Source organism: Mycobacterium sp. 050134 (assembly GCF_036409085.1).
Lineage (GTDB): Bacteria > Actinomycetota > Actinomycetes > Mycobacteriales > Mycobacteriaceae > Mycobacterium.
This window is the reverse complement of sequence record NZ_JAZGLV010000007.1, coordinates 100,143-114,240: the sequence shown is the minus strand read 5'-3', so window position 1 is coordinate 114,240 and position 14,098 is coordinate 100,143. Positions and strand designations below refer to the sequence as shown.

Annotated in this window: 10 protein-coding genes; 5 read left to right on the top strand and 5 right to left on the bottom strand. The window is 67.1% G+C overall.

What is annotated here, in order from left to right; genetic code table 11:
• Window positions 1-249 precede the first annotated feature (249 nt).
• The 3 genes from mobF (at window position 250) to SKC42_RS10170 (ending at window position 5,204) form a co-directional block, all read left to right on the top strand.
• Window positions 250-3,096, top strand: a complete 2,847-nt coding sequence (gene mobF, locus SKC42_RS10180; protein WP_330964184.1) for a MobF family relaxase — start codon at window positions 250-252, stop codon at window positions 3,094-3,096.
• A 597-nt stretch (window positions 3,097-3,693) separates the two neighbouring features.
• On the top strand, window positions 3,694-4,401 hold the full coding sequence (locus tag SKC42_RS10175) for a GAF and ANTAR domain-containing protein (RefSeq protein WP_330964183.1): 708 nt from the start codon (window positions 3,694-3,696) through the stop codon (window positions 4,399-4,401).
• Between the two features lie 44 nt (window positions 4,402-4,445).
• A complete protein-coding gene (locus SKC42_RS10170; RefSeq protein WP_330964182.1) occupies window positions 4,446-5,204 on the top strand; it encodes a GAF and ANTAR domain-containing protein in 759 nt (252 codons plus the stop codon).
• A gap of 5 nt (window positions 5,205-5,209) precedes the next feature.
• Here SKC42_RS10170 and SKC42_RS10165 read toward each other — a convergent pair whose 3' ends face one another.
• The 3 genes from SKC42_RS10165 to SKC42_RS10155 all read right to left on the bottom strand — a co-directional run bounded on the left by SKC42_RS10165 (window position 5,210) and on the right by SKC42_RS10155 (window position 8,451).
• Window positions 5,210-6,013: a GAF and ANTAR domain-containing protein gene (locus tag SKC42_RS10165; RefSeq protein WP_330964181.1), complete on the bottom strand. Its 804-nt coding sequence runs from the start codon at window positions 6,011-6,013 to the stop codon at window positions 5,210-5,212.
• Window positions 6,014-6,073: 60 nt separating this feature from the next.
• Window positions 6,074-7,708 carry a fatty acyl-AMP ligase gene (locus tag SKC42_RS10160; RefSeq protein ID WP_330964310.1) on the bottom strand — a complete coding sequence of 545 codons (1,635 nt, stop codon included), beginning with the start codon at window positions 7,706-7,708 and terminating at the stop codon, window positions 6,074-6,076.
• 539 nt (window positions 7,709-8,247) lie between these two features.
• Window positions 8,248-8,451, bottom strand: a complete 204-nt coding sequence (locus tag SKC42_RS10155) for a cold-shock protein (protein ID WP_330964180.1) — start codon at window positions 8,449-8,451, stop codon at window positions 8,248-8,250.
• Window positions 8,452-9,204: 753 nt separating this feature from the next.
• On the opposite strand from SKC42_RS10155, the gene SKC42_RS10150 reads away from it, so the two are divergent.
• The gene (locus tag SKC42_RS10150; RefSeq protein ID WP_330964179.1) at window positions 9,205-9,669 is read left to right on the top strand and encodes a DUF5994 family protein; all 465 of its coding nucleotides are present in this window, start codon (window positions 9,205-9,207) and stop codon (window positions 9,667-9,669) included.
• 22 nt (window positions 9,670-9,691) lie between these two features.
• Here SKC42_RS10150 and SKC42_RS10145 read toward each other — a convergent pair whose 3' ends face one another.
• Window positions 9,692-9,886, bottom strand: a complete 195-nt coding sequence (locus SKC42_RS10145; RefSeq protein ID WP_330964178.1) for a hypothetical protein — start codon at window positions 9,884-9,886, stop codon at window positions 9,692-9,694.
• A gap of 479 nt (window positions 9,887-10,365) precedes the next feature.
• Between SKC42_RS10145 and SKC42_RS10140 the strand changes: the two genes are divergently transcribed.
• Window positions 10,366-11,874: a wax ester/triacylglycerol synthase domain-containing protein gene (locus SKC42_RS10140; RefSeq protein ID WP_330964177.1), complete on the top strand. Its 1,509-nt coding sequence runs from the start codon at window positions 10,366-10,368 to the stop codon at window positions 11,872-11,874.
• A 405-nt stretch (window positions 11,875-12,279) separates the two neighbouring features.
• Here the strand turns inward: SKC42_RS10140 and SKC42_RS10135 are convergent, their stop codons facing one another.
• Entirely contained in the window at window positions 12,280-13,692 is a 1,413-nt protein-coding gene (locus SKC42_RS10135; RefSeq protein WP_330964176.1) for a WS/DGAT/MGAT family O-acyltransferase, read from the bottom strand.
• Between the last annotated feature and the right edge of the window lie 406 nt (window positions 13,693-14,098).

Sequence of the window (14,098 nt, the reverse complement as noted above, 5' to 3'; positions counted from 1 at the left end):
CTAATCAAACCTGTCATTTAATACTTCTCAACAGTTCCCTAACTGTCTCAACCCATCACCAATCCGCCTCGTGCTTCCCTGCCGCTTCCCAAACAAACTCCGCCGCAATACATTCCAGCAATAACATCTCAAAGGCCTCTGGCACATTGGCACAGGGATGCAATACTGATCTGGGGCTGCGCTGTGCGCATCCCCAGATCCCAGCCGCTACAGCTGGTTTCACTCGCCGAGGTTGTGGGGTGGTCGCCGATGTTGACGATCTCGCGGCTATCGCGTTGGAGCATCAACTATTACAACGACACCGCCCGCCAAGCCGCACACGCCACCGTCGATCGGCAGCGGGCCAACGGGGGCTTGGGGGAGTACTACTCCGAGGCCGACACTCGGACGCCGACGTGGCTGATTGCCGGGGATGCCGCCCGCACCGCGGAGCTGGTCGGCTTGGACGGGCGCGCGGTCGATGGCGGTACCGCCGATCCCGAGGTGGTGGGGCGCTGGCTTGATGACGGGATCGCCCCCAACGGAAAAGCCGGCCGCGCACTTGCGAAGCGCAGTGTGCATGGGTTCGACCTGACGTTCGCAGCGCCCAAGAGTGTGTCGCTGTTGCGGGCGTTGACCGACGAGCGCGGCGAGAAAGTCATGCAGGTCGCCCATCAGCACGCGATCGGCGCGGCGATGAGCTATCTGCATCAGCATGCCGGATATACCCGCGTGCATAACCCTGTCACGGGGATGAAGGACTTGCAGCGGCTGCCGGGATTGGTGGGCATCGCCTACCAACACGAGACCTCGCGGTGCGGGGACCCGCACCTGCACACCCACGTGATCGTGCCCAACCGCCAGGCTCGCGCCGACGGCGTACTGGTGTCCCCGGATTCCAAGTCGCTGTTTCACGAAGCCAAAGCCGCCGGCGTCATCTACCAAGCCACGCTACGCCACGAGTTGCACGCCGAGCTGGGCGTGGAGTGGGCGCCGGTCGACCCGCACACGGGGATGGCCGAAATCGCCGCCGTCCGTGGAGAGTCGATCCGGGCGTGGTCGCGGCGCTCTAGCCGCCTGCGGGAGTGGGCGCGCAGCAACCTCACCGTTGTCGATGGTGCGCCGAGTGCGCAGCAGTTGGCCGCGGCGCAGAAAGCCACCCGGCCGGCCAAGCCCGAATCGGTCTCCTGGGCCCAGCTGCAAGCCGAGTGGCGCGCTGATGCGCGCGGTCTGCACCTGGACTGCGCCGCACATCTGGCCGCGCGCGCCGCGCGGCGCGCCGCCCCGCGGCTGCTGACCGACCGCGCACAATTGGCGCGCCTGGTCGCCAACATCGACAAGGCGGCATGCACCCGCGCCGACCTGGTGGAGTGGGTCGGCGCCCTGCTCCCGGTCGATGTGCCCGGAGATCCGCGCGAACTGATCGAGCAGATCGTCGACGTGGTCGGGGTGCGCATCAGCGCACCGCGCCAGGCGCATCACCGCGAAGGCCACGAGATGTTCACCGTGGACGCGGTCATCGCCGAAGAAGCACGCATCTTCGAAATGGTCGACGCAGCCGACACCTGCGCGCGCCTGGATGCGCGCGCCGCGGACCTCGACGCGCTCTCCGACGCGCAGGCACGCGCGATCGCCGCGATCGCGCACTCGCCGTATCTGGTGCAGCCGCTGCAAGCCCCGGCCGGCGCAGGCAAAACCCACTCCCTGCGCGCGCTGCGCGCCGCCGCGCACCGCAGCGCCAAAGAAGTCCTGCTGCTCGCGCCCACCGGCAAAGCCGTCGACGAGGCGATCCGCGACGACGCCGGCGACAGCGGCTACACCGTCGCCAAAGCACTACACCTCCTCGACACCGACCAACTCACCCTTAATCAGCGCACCGTGGTCATCGTCGATGAAGCCTCCATGATCGGCACCCCCGAACTGCGCCGCCTGCTCGAGGCCGCCACCGCCGCCCACACCAAGCTGGTGCTCGTCGGAGACGCCTACCAGCTGGCCCCGGTCAAAGCCCGCGGCGGCATGTTCGAACACCTCTGTGACGACCTGCCCTGGTCCCAACGCCTCACCGACGTATGGCGCATGCGCGACCCCGCCGAACGCGACGCCTCGCTGGGGCTGCGGTCCGCGGGCGGCAACCGGCTCCGCAAGGCTGTTGGTTGGTACCGCACCCATGACCGGCTCCACACGGGGGATCAAGTCGCCATGGCCGCCGACGCCACCACCGCCTACCTCACCGCCCGCGCCGGTGGTAAAGACGCCGCCATCCTCTGTGACACCTGGGAACTCGCCGACGCCATCAACCAACGCCTCCACGACCACTACTCCCACCCCCAGGCACCCAGCGTCCGCGTGGCGCGCGACCAACAGGTCCGTGCCGGCGACCTCATTATCAGCCGCCGCAATGACGCCACTCTGACCGTTGAATCCGGTGCCACGCAGCGCCGCTGCGGCTACCAGGCCGACCAGGTCCGCAACGGCAACCGCTGGCGGGTCATCGACGTCGACGGCCGACACCAGCGAATCAGCGCCGAACGGCTCACCGATTCGGCTCGCGCCGTCTTCGAGGGCGACTACCTCCGCGAACACATCACCTTGGGCTACGCCAGCACCGTGCACGCCGCCCAAGGCATGACCATCGGCAACGACACCCAGCCCGGCATCTGCTGGAGCGTCTTATCCGATCGCGCCACCCGCGCCATGGCCTACGTCGGCATGACCCGCGCCCGCGACGAAAACCACCTCGCCATCTACGCGGCAAGCACCAACGAAGCCGACGACCATCACTACGGCGACTCCGGCACCGCCGCCCACCCGATGGTCCGCGGCACTAAACACGCTGCCGCTTATATCTTCCGAATGATCCTGGCTAACGACGACCGCCCCCGCACCATGCACACCGTCGCCGCACGCGCGAACCGCCAGTCGTTGCCCGGGATCGTCGCGGCCATCCTGGACCGCGACGATCAACGCCGCACCGAACGCGGGCAGGCCTGGCAGCAATACGTTGTCCAAGCACGGGCCCGCGAGGCCGCATTCGAAGGCCTCGCCGCCGCTGCACAGCAGCGTTGTGCTCGGACACGGAGTCTCGGTATGTACCGCGGATACGGGCTCGGATTGTGAAGCCACCGAGCGTCTTCTGGCGGATCTAGCACCTCGCTTTGCATCACCGCTTCGGCGGTCGCCTCGACCAGTGCGACGGTGATCTGCGACGTGGCACAACGTCGATACCTACATCGACGTCACTTGCAGCGCGTATTGCCTTTGCGCGTTCAGCCAAGGTGGCTACGGGCGGTTCCGGGGCATATGCGACGCAGCGCTTGTGGCGGTTGACGTCTGATCTTCCTGAAGGGCGACACCGTCGATTTTCTGCGTGCCGTTGCGCGCCCGATTTCGCGACGCCGGCCCCGATCGGCGCGCACATCGCGGGGAATGACCCGCAACTGTTGCAGGCCCCGGGTTACGGCCACAACTGGGTGATCTACCGCGGCAACAACTCCGGGCTGCCGGAGGCGGCCAGGGTAGAGGGCCCCCCGACCGAGCTTCGACAACAGTTTCTATCTTCGGCACCGGATAAGCCTGTGCCAAATCACACCTGCCCGCCGACGGTGGCGGCGGCGCCCTCGTAAAAACGAGCGAATAGTGCAAGGGTGAAGGAATGCCGCCTTCGCCGCGATCTGCCGGCACGCCCGCAGCCGGCCGAACGTCGTCCGGCTAAATGTGGCGATCCACGACCAGCTGGTTGCCATTGTCAAAGGCCGGCGTGGGGTCGATGCGGCCAACCGCCTCTGCGAGGCCTGCGTGACCCTGCTCGACGTCGACGCGGCGGCAATTTCCCTGGTTTTCGACGGCGCGAGCACTGGAACGCTGGGCGTCAGCAGCGAGTCCGCCCGCAGGTACGACGAGCTTCAATTCGTCGTCGGGGAGGGACCATGCCTGGATTCCGTCAGCCGGCGAGTTCCGATCGTGGTCGCCGATCTCGCCGACCCGGCGGAGAAGCGCTGGTCGGCGTACGGCCCCGCGATGCTGGCCAACCACATCAGAGGCGTCCACGCGATACCCGTTGTCGTCGCCGGCGAATGCGTCGGCGCGCTTGACCTGTTCCGGACGCAGCCGGGCTCCCTGGCCGCCGAGGCGTTGGCCGGTGCGTTCGCGGCCGCGGAACTCGCCGCCGTGCCTCTGTTGGATCTGTTGGACCAAGACCTGCATGCCGCCGCCAGCGACCCCGGCAGCAACGCATGGGCCGAGCTCAACGCGTTGAGCCGCGCCGAGGTGAGCCAAGCCACCGGCGTGCTTGTCGCTCAACTGGGGGTGGAGCCGGCCGAAGCGTTAGTCCGGCTAAGGGCCCACGCCTACGCCACCGGCCATGGCGCCACCGAGGTCGCCCGCGACATTCTCGACGGTCGGTTGCGGCTCGAGCCGGGCTGATCGGCGCTCGCCGTGAACTTGAGACGTTTGATGGGAGGCACCCCGTGACTGACACACCACGTGAGACCCGCGTCCTGAATGCCGTTGTCTCGCTGGTCGATAGCCTGCTGGACGACTTTGACGTGGTCGAGTTGCTGACCGAGCTCACTGAACGCTGCGCGGACCTGCTCGACATCGAAGCGGCGGGGTTCCTGCTGGCGGATCCTCTGCATCGGCTACATCTGTTGGCGGCGACCTCGCGGCAGGCCCACGAGATCGAACTGTTCGAATTGCAGGCCGACGAAGGCCCGTGCGTGGACTGCTACGCCACGGGCGAACCGGTCTCGGTTGCCGACGTGCAACGGGCGATACAGCGGTGGCCGCGTTTCGTTCCGACTGCCGTCGACGGCGGTTTCGCGTCGGTACACGCGATCCCGATGCGGGCAGCCGGCCTCGTGTTGGGTGCACTCGGACTGTTCGGCGCCCGCAGGGGCCAGCTCAACGATGCCGACCTGCTCGTGGGACAGACGCTGACCCACATCGCGAGCGTCGCGATCCTGCAGGAACATCCACCGACCCCCGCCACCGTCGTGCCCCACCTGCGATCGGTCCTGACCAGCCGCGTGATCATCGAGCAGGCCAAGGGTTTCCTGCACGAAATGCTGGATGTGTCGGTGGAAGAGGCGTTCGAGCTGTTGCGCACGTACGCGCGGACCCGGCACGAGCGCCTGACCGAAGTTTCGAGCCGATTGATGACCGATCGGGCTTCCCGGCCGACGTTGCTCGCCGATCTGACCGAATTGGCCGCCGGGCTGCGCCAATAATCTCGTCAGCGCTGCCGCGCCCGGGCTCGCCGCACGGCCTCCTCGACCAGCCGCTCGGCGACGGTGTGCAGCTTGGTGTTCTCGGCCTGGCTGATGCGGGAGAGGCGTTGGAAGGCCTCCTCCGCGTTGGAGCCTGAGCGGCTGCGGATGATGCCGATAGCCTGGTCGATCACCGCGCGGCTGTCCAGCGCGCGCTGCAATTGCATCGAGCGTTCGTGCGCGCTGGCCAATACCTGCGCGTTGTAGACCGACACCGCAGCGGGTTTGGCGAACTGACATCCCAGTCGGACGGCGTGCTCGGCGAAGGCGTCGCGGGCCTTCGCGTAGGCGTTGATGGCGCCGATCACTTGATCACCGACGATCAACGGCAGCGCCATCGCGGAGTGGATCCGCATGCGGGCCACCCGCCCCCCGAAATGGGGCCAGCGGCTGTCGCTGCCCAGCGATCCGCTGACGGTGGGTCGTCCCGACTGCATGCAAGTGATGCACGGCCCCTCGTGCAGCTCGTCGTACTGGATGGTGTCGATGTCGTGGACGAGCAACTTGGTCGCGGCCCACGTCTGGGCGCTGGTAACGCCGCGGCGCGGATCGATCAGCGCGACGCCCGCCCCTTCTACGCCGGGAATCGCCTGGGCGGCGAACTCCGCTACGTCTCGTAACAGGTCCATCATCCCTTGTGCGCCGGCGACGAGCCCGGCCACACGGCTGAGCCCGGCATACAGCTCGGCCTCGTCGGCTTCGAGTTCGGTCGCGGAGAGCTCGGGGTGCGGCGGTGATCTCCGACCGGGCTGCGCGTCGAAGTCGGTCAACGTGCCCTCCTCCCGGTGCGCCCGTGGTGCAGGACAAATCTACGCTGCGTGCCTCCGGGGCTAGCCGACGATCGCCAGCGTGTGGTTGCGCCGAACCTTGCCCGACGGCGTCTTGGGAATCATCCCCGGCTCCACCACCACAACGTTGCGGGGACGGACTTCGACTTCGGCGACCACCTCGTGTGCCACCTGTTGCTCGATACGGCGGACCTCGGCCGGGTTCTGCCAATCCTTCGACTCGACGGCCACGGCGAACGTCTCGCGCGATCGTCCCGCGTCGAGCCGCACCGCCACGGCGCTTCCAGGGCGCACCCCCGACACGCGTGCAGCGGCGCGCTCGATGTCGGTCGGATAGATGTTTCGTCCGGCCATGATGATGACGTCCTTGACTCGGCCGCAGACGACGAGGCGGCCGGTCTCGGTGAAATAGCCCAAATCGCCTGTGTCGTACCACCCCTTGCGGTCCTGGGCCGTGACGAAGCCCGCCAGCGTCTCGTATCCGAGGGTCACGGGCTCGCCGCGCACCTCGATGACACCGACGGCCCGGGCGGGCAGGATGTTGTCGTCCTCGTCGACGATGCGTGCCTCGATTCCCTCGAGGACATGCCCGAGCGTGGCCAGTCGCCGGGTCTTGCCCCTGGTCGCCGGCACCGCCCGGTTCAGTGCGCCGAGCAGGTCGGCATCGACCTCGTCGATCGACAGGCCCTTGCCGCAGTCGGAGAACGACACCGCCACCGTGGTTTCGGCCATGCCGTAGGCGGGCACGATCGCCTCCGGGCGCAGGCCGAACGGCTTTCCCGCTGCGCAGAATTCCGCTACGTCGTCGGGTTCGACCTGCTCCGCGCCCGACAGTGCCCACCGCAGGCTGGAGAGGTCGAACTGGCCCGGCCGGGCGAGTTTTCGGAGCCGTTTGGCGAGCAGCGTGTAAGCGAAGTTGGGTGCCGCGGTCATGGTGCCGTGGTACTTGTCGATGAGCTTGGCCCACAGCAAGGTGTCGCGGAGAAAGTCCAGCGGAGTGATCTTGACCAGCTCTGCCCCGAAATACATTGGCACGGCCAGGAATCCAGTCATTCCCATGTCGTGGAACAGCGGCAGCCAGCTGACGATGACGTCGGTGTCGAGGTCGACCTCCGCGCGGGTGAACATCGCATCGGCGTTGGACGCGACGTTGCGATGGGAGATCTGTACCGCCTTGGGCGAACCGGTGGATCCCGACGTCAATTGCAGCAGCGCGATGTCGTCGTCGTGGGCGTCGACCGGATCGATCGCCCGGCCGCCGAGAAGCTCGTCGATCGTCAGCACGTGGACCCCCAGCTCCGTCAGCAGCGGGCCCGCGGCCAGAAACGGGTCGGATACCACGACAGTGGCGGCGCCGATCATCTTGATGACGGCGGTGGTTTCCTCGGCCCAGCGTTGAAGATCGGTCCGTGGTGTGGGCTGGTGCAGCATGGTCAGGCTGGCGCCCCGCATCCAGACGCCCTGCGCGGTGGGCGCGATTTCGGCGGGGGCACCCGCCAGCACGGGGACCGCGTCGCCGGGACCGACGCCGGAGGCGGCCAGGCCGCCGGCGACCCGACGGGCGCGCTCGTGCACCTCCCGCCAGGTGAGCCGGACGGGGCGGTCCGGCTCCCCGGTGACCATTCCCTTCAAGCTGGCATGCGCACTGCCATAGATGGTTTCGGTGAATTTGCTCAATGCGTTTCCGTTCCTCGACTGCCAGTCGAACGGTGCAGCAGCGGACATGCGTCATGGGTGGAGCGTCGAGATTGATGTCGAGCCGCGAGACCCCGGAGCGAGATCGGCCGAGCGCCAACGCCGCCGGGTGTCGCGGCGGCGGGGCTGCCGCCGGCTTGGTACGCGGCTGACGGATGAGTGCGGCGGTTGCGTTGCCCCCTTGACGGCGCCACTTCAGGTGGCCGTCGCTTCGGTCGAAGCGCGGTGTCGAACCGTCCAGACGAACTGGCGGCACAACGTACGACTCCACCGTTTATCGGTCGAAAGCACGAACCCAGTTACCGTCGGTTCAGCCGTGCAATGCAGAGCCGTTTCGGCGGGGACCTCTTAGGAGGTCGCCGCCGGACGTTTCCGGGCGGCTGGGGAGTCAACCGTGGTAACCACCATAGCTCAGGGGCGGGAGGGTGAGGATTGAAAGACGGCCGCTGAAGCGGCCAGAACCGGTCGGCGAACGACCAGGGTCCAAACCGGTCGCCGACGCGACTTTCACCCCGGGGCCGCTAGAGAAGGGTTACTCGCACCGCCCGGGGAGCTTTGGGCCGCTGGCTCAGCTCGAATTGCACTCGTTGATTTTCCTCCAGCGAACGAAACCCGTCGCCCTGGATCTCGGAATGGTGAATGAAAACGTCTTTAGTACCGCCGTCAGGGGCGTTGAAGCCGAAGCCCTTTTCGCTGTTGAACCATTTAACCGTTCCCTCAGTCATGGCGACTTTCTCTTCTCCACGTGGGACTCCGCGGAGACCCACGATGCTGTGAGCCAGGGTTTTCGTCTCAGACCGGCCCGGCAACGCCGGCCTTGGGCGCGCCCCGTCGAGCCGAAAATCGTCGGGCTCAGGCCTCAACGTCGCTTCGCGAGGGGGAAGGCCTCCTTGGCCGAGAGATTGGTGGCCTTTGCGCGCTTGTCGGCCCGCTTTTCTTTCAGGGATTTACCGGACTTCTTGGTCATCGTTTGCCGGGGCGATTTATCAGACAATGCGGGCCCTTTGACGTGGGGGCCTGTGGCGGTCCCGGTTTCCCGAGTGTACGCGCCGTCGGCACGATTCGCGGACGATCGCGCATTTGTTGCCGCCGGCGGGCCCGCCCCGACGAACCTACGCGACCAAGGCCCATTTTCGGGCGATTCGATGCATCAATTCCGTGTCCATCGGTTGCGCACGATGGGCAGCGAGAGCGCCGGCTGAGATCGCTTCCCCCCCGCGGGCGAACCAACCGGTGGCGGCAACCGGCCAGATAGTGGCGTAACGTCGCTGGAGAGTCGTTTCGTTGCCGGCGCTGGCCTCGAAAGTCGTCACCCACGAGATCACAGGCAATGCAATTCCTCCATCGGCCCATTCGCGGGTTGATACTTCCGAACCGAAGGATTGCAAGTGGTCCGCATCAGACCCAGTGTGGTTGCACCACAACCGAACCCGACACCCGATCCCCGCACTATCAGGTCGGAAGGGGCGCGACGGCCGGTGAGTCCCGTGCGGCTCACTTTGGCATGTCGGCTGGGCGACAAGATCGACGGAGCCTGGTGGCCCCGCACCGGGCTTATCTCGCAGGAATTGGCCGAGTTGGTCTCCGTCCTCGGTGTGCGTCTGGGCGAGGTCATTGACATCAACATCAACTGGACCTCCCTGCAGCGTCAGCACGACTGGAACTGGGATTGGTGGCAGGGTGTGCGCCCGCACGTCATGACCGTCATCGGCCGTGACGCACGGGCAAAGCTTCTCATCGTCCCGCACAAGACCGGTACGGCCCTGGCCTTCATGGTCTTGCGCCGGGCGGCAGGCCTGCCCGTCGTCGAGGCCCATCGCGATTCGCGCGCCTTCCAGACGGCGGACAGCATCGTCCGGGTCGCCCGCGGGGAGCAGATGTTCGAGGTACACCGCTCGCGGCGCACTGATCTCGCAACCACACCTCGAGGTCCCGAGAAGTGACCCGCTAAGGCCCCTTTGGCTGTCAGCGCTTCTGACGGGCCCTCACCCCGCGATGCGTGTTATGCGCGGCTTTACGCTTTTCGCTACCCGACACGAGGGTTTCGACGGTCGAAGCATCGCTCGGGTGGGCTGCGGTCATCATGATCGCGTGGGCCTGGTCCGGGTCGGCGCGCGGTGACACGACCAGGAGGACGATCTCGGGGCGGTTGAGCCCCAAAGACTTCGACTGTGTCGACCGGCTGAAGACGGTATCCGTCGAGCCGCACCGTTCGGCTACCACTAGGGCGATTCAGTCCGGAGGGCAGCAAGCTGGTCGTGCCGTCGCCCACCCGTCTTATGCCCTACCGGTGGCGTACTCTGGCAGGTAATGGCGGATTTGGGTAGGTTGCGTTCAGCGTTCGCCACTAGACGGCCGTTGGTGCGCAACTGTGGTGTTAAGCAGTCAGCACCAAGCCGGCCGCCGTCGAAAATGCGCTGTGTAACCAAACGCAGCACCACTCTTCCGAATGCCCAGTAATCAGCGTACTGTCGCGGGTCCCAGCGCCCGTCGCGACGCTTCACGCCCTCTTCCGTGCCGTTCGATCAGTGTTCCGGCTCGTCGAGTATCGAACAGCGGCAACCGGAAAGAGAAGTTAAGAGCCTGTCGCCGAGGAGGATTGGGTCTCTGTTGAGATTCGCGGGGGAAGGGATGCATTGATGATGACCCGACTGGCGGGTGCCGACGCCCTGTCGGTGCACACCCAGAGTTTTACGACGCCCGCGCACACCCTCACGCTGGTCATCATCGAGGATGACGAGACCAAGCTCACCCACTCCACGCTGCACCGACTGCTGGCCGCGTCACTGCCGCAAATGGCACGCTTCCGCAGCCGGCTGGTGGCCAAGCCGTTTGGAGCGGGGCAGCCGGTGTGGGGCGAGATCGACGGCTTCGACCCCACGCCCCACATGCATCGCGCGACGGTCCGCTCTCCCGGCGGGCGGCGCGAATTTGCTTTGCTCATAGGCGATTTAACCGCCCGTCCGATGGAGCGAGGCCGGCTGTGGGAAGCGTGGAGCATCGATGGTCTGGCCGGCGGCAACTGGGCGCTGGCCGTGAAGATGTCGCCTGCCCTCAACGACGGCGCCGCGGGTGCGGCGTCCTTATGGCCGCGGTTACTCACCCGCGGGCCGCGCGTCGACTCGGCGTCGAGGCTGCCCAGAGAGCCGACCCTGGGCGCGGCGCCCTCGTTCGCCGGGCTGGTCACTGATCTCGCGAGCGAGATAGTCGGGAACCACATCACCGGGGGGTGGCTGATCGCCGAGGCCGCGTCTCACGTGTTGCGCGCCGTGAGCCGGCGGTTGTCCGACCCCGGTGGACCGGACCCGGTCGCCCAGACGCGGTCGGCGAGGACCGGGCGGGTGCCCCAAACGTCGTTCAACGCGCCGCTGACCCGGCGGCGCGCCGTGTCCTTTACCTCGATCCCGCTGGCGGACCTCAGGACGATCAACAGCGCATTCGGGGGAAGCATCACCAACGTCGTCCTGGCGGCCTGCACGCTGTCGTTGCGCGCGTGGCTGCAGCGGCACGACGAGTTGCCGGCCAATCCGCTGCTGATGCGGATGCCGTTCGAGCTGCCCGCGACCGAGGCGCCGAAGGCTGGCAAGGCGCTGACCACCGGCCGGCTTCGCATCCCCGTACAGCTCGACGACGCGGTACACATTCTCGCCAACCTCCATACCGCCACCGAGAGATTGAACGCACTTCGCAGTCGACAAGTCGGAAATAATTACACAGCGAGCGATTTCGATGCGATGGCGTCGCTCATCCCGCCTTCGGTGGCCAGTCTGGGCATGCAGTTCTACACGCGGTCGGGGTTGCGGCGCCGGCTAAAACCGCTCTATCACGGCAGCGTCTCCAACATCACCTTCGAACCGGTGCCGGCGTACTGTGCGGGCGCCAAGGTCGTCGGCGTGCACGTCGTGGCGCCGCTGTCGGAGGAAAGCGGGTTGAACGTCGCACTGACCACCAGCGGTGAGGACGTGGACGTGAGCGTCTGTGTGTGTCCCGACAATGTGCCCGGGGTCGACGACATCGCGAGCGGAATCGTACACGCGGTCAACGTCTTGGTGGCGGCCGCCGAGAAGTCTCCCCGCGGGCGAGGCCGATCCGTGGTCACCGAGATGGCATCACACCCGGCAAATCGTGGGCGTGACAGACCCTACTAGACGGGTTGGCTCACATCTTCGCCCGCGACGTCCACGCAGCACGACAGAGGCAGTCCGTGAGGGGAACTGACGTCCTGGTCACGGCGCGGTGATGGGCCTCGGCACGCTGTTCGGCGCCAACGCGGTCAAGGGGGGCCGCCGCCGATTCCGACGGCATCGGCGCCACCCGGCGCTTGGCGAGCTCGAACACCAACCGCCGCGGGCCCCAATACGGCCGCGACCGGCGCAGCTCAAGCAGCTTGGCCATCAGTTCGCGAAGAAGCTGGCCAAGCCTGAGTAGGCGAACCGGCATGCAGCTACCCCGTTTGATCCACCACGGTCGCCCATGGTGGAGGGGTTGACCGTAATGTGGCCAGCCAGTGTGCGGTTTGAATTGCGTGTGGTGTGCGTCCCGGCGGCGAGCCGTCAGAGTCCCGCAGCCCGCTCGAGCAGGCGGAGTTCGTCGTCAAGGTGCGTGGTCATCGCGGCCAGGCCGGGGACAGCGTGGCGGCAGCCAGTTAGCCCGAACGCGATCGTATCGTCGGTGCTGGTGCAGGTGATGTTCAGCGCCTGCCCGTCAACCGGAATCGACAGCGGGTAGAGGGCGTCGAGGCGGGCGCCGTTCCAGTAAAGCGGGACCCGGGACCCGGACACGTTGGAGATCATCACGTTTGGCGGGCGCAGCAGCCCATGATGACCGACTAGCATGCCCAGCGCCAGCGGTGCGGCCCCCAGTGCGCTCATTGCGAGTACCTGCAGTCGACTCCGCGAGGCCAGCGCGCCCTTGCCTTCGCGCATGCCGGCCCGCACCGCCGCGAGTCGCTGGCCCGCGTCGGCCAGGTTGGTGGCCAGGGTGCACGTCAACGACCCGATCTTGTTCCCCGCATCCGCGATGGCCCCCGGGCCGTCCTCGGGTCGGGTGCCGTGCAGCGAGACCGGCACCATCGCCACCAGCGGCGCCCATGGCAGCGCCCCCTTACTGCTCAGATAGCTGCGCAGCGCCCCGGCGCACATGGCGAGCACCACGTCGTTGACGGTGGCGTCACTGTTCTTGGCGACCAGCCGCAGCCGCTCCAATGGCCAGGAGCACCCGGTGAACGACCGGGTCCCATCGATCGGCACGTTGAGCATCGTGCGGGGCGCGACCAGCGACAGCGGCCCACCGCGGCGGCACAACGCTTGCTCGAGCGCGCCGGCGAGCGCAGGCACCAGCCCGGCGGCCTCCCGGGCCGCGCCCCAGGCCGTCGCCACCGCCCGACCCGGCAGCCCAAATAGGTCCAGACCGCCCCGCCTCGAGTCCGGTGCGGGTTCCGGTGCGGGTCCGACCGGCTCCCACAGCGCGGGGCCCCCGCGCTGGCCGGAGTGCTCGCTCAACGCCGCGCGCAACATCCCCATCGCCGAGACCCCGTCGACGAGCGCATGGTGCAGCTTGATGTACACCGCGTACCGGCCATCGGCGAGACCTTCGATCAGGTGCATCTCCCACAGCGGCCGGTCCCGGAACAGCGGGGCCGCGTGCAGCCAGGACACCAGCGCCCACAACTCCGCCATCCCGGCGGGCTCCGGTAGCGCCGAATACCGCACGTGGTAATCGAGGTCGACCTTGGCGTCCGAATCCCAGCCCCACTGCCCCAGCGATGTCACCGACCTGCGAGCCCGCTTGCGCCACACGTCGGCCACCTTGTCGCGGCCGATGGCTGCGGCGAACATGTCACGCACATCCGAAGCGCGCGCGCCCTCAGGCGGGGAGAACAACGCCAGCCCGCCCACCTGCATCTGACAGCTCTCGGACTCCGCCAGTAGGAACATCGAATTGGTCGGGGACATGGGAATCAACATCAGCTCACAAAACTCCAGACACAGCATGGGCGCCGACGACGGCGCAAGAACGAGTGGTGCGAGAACGCCTGTCCGCTGGGCGAATCGTGTCGATCCGTGCCCAGCTACTGCCGAGGCTCCTCCGCCCCGCATCTCCAGGTCGGCGACGAACCCGCTGACCGCAGTGGCAAACATCCTCGTTGGTGCCATCTTCAGCCCGCAAAGAGCGTGGCGCTATTCGAGGAAAGGTGCCTTACCGCTGTGACTGACGCTACTCCACACGGCGGGCGTTGTCGCGGTCACACTCGCAAGCGTGCGCGGGCGAGATTAACGGTGCCGCGACTCCGGCCGGGCAGCAGCCGCGCCGTCAGGGCGTGCGCCTCGGCCTCTAGCCCCATCCACCACAGCCAGCAACGACGCTCTGGAA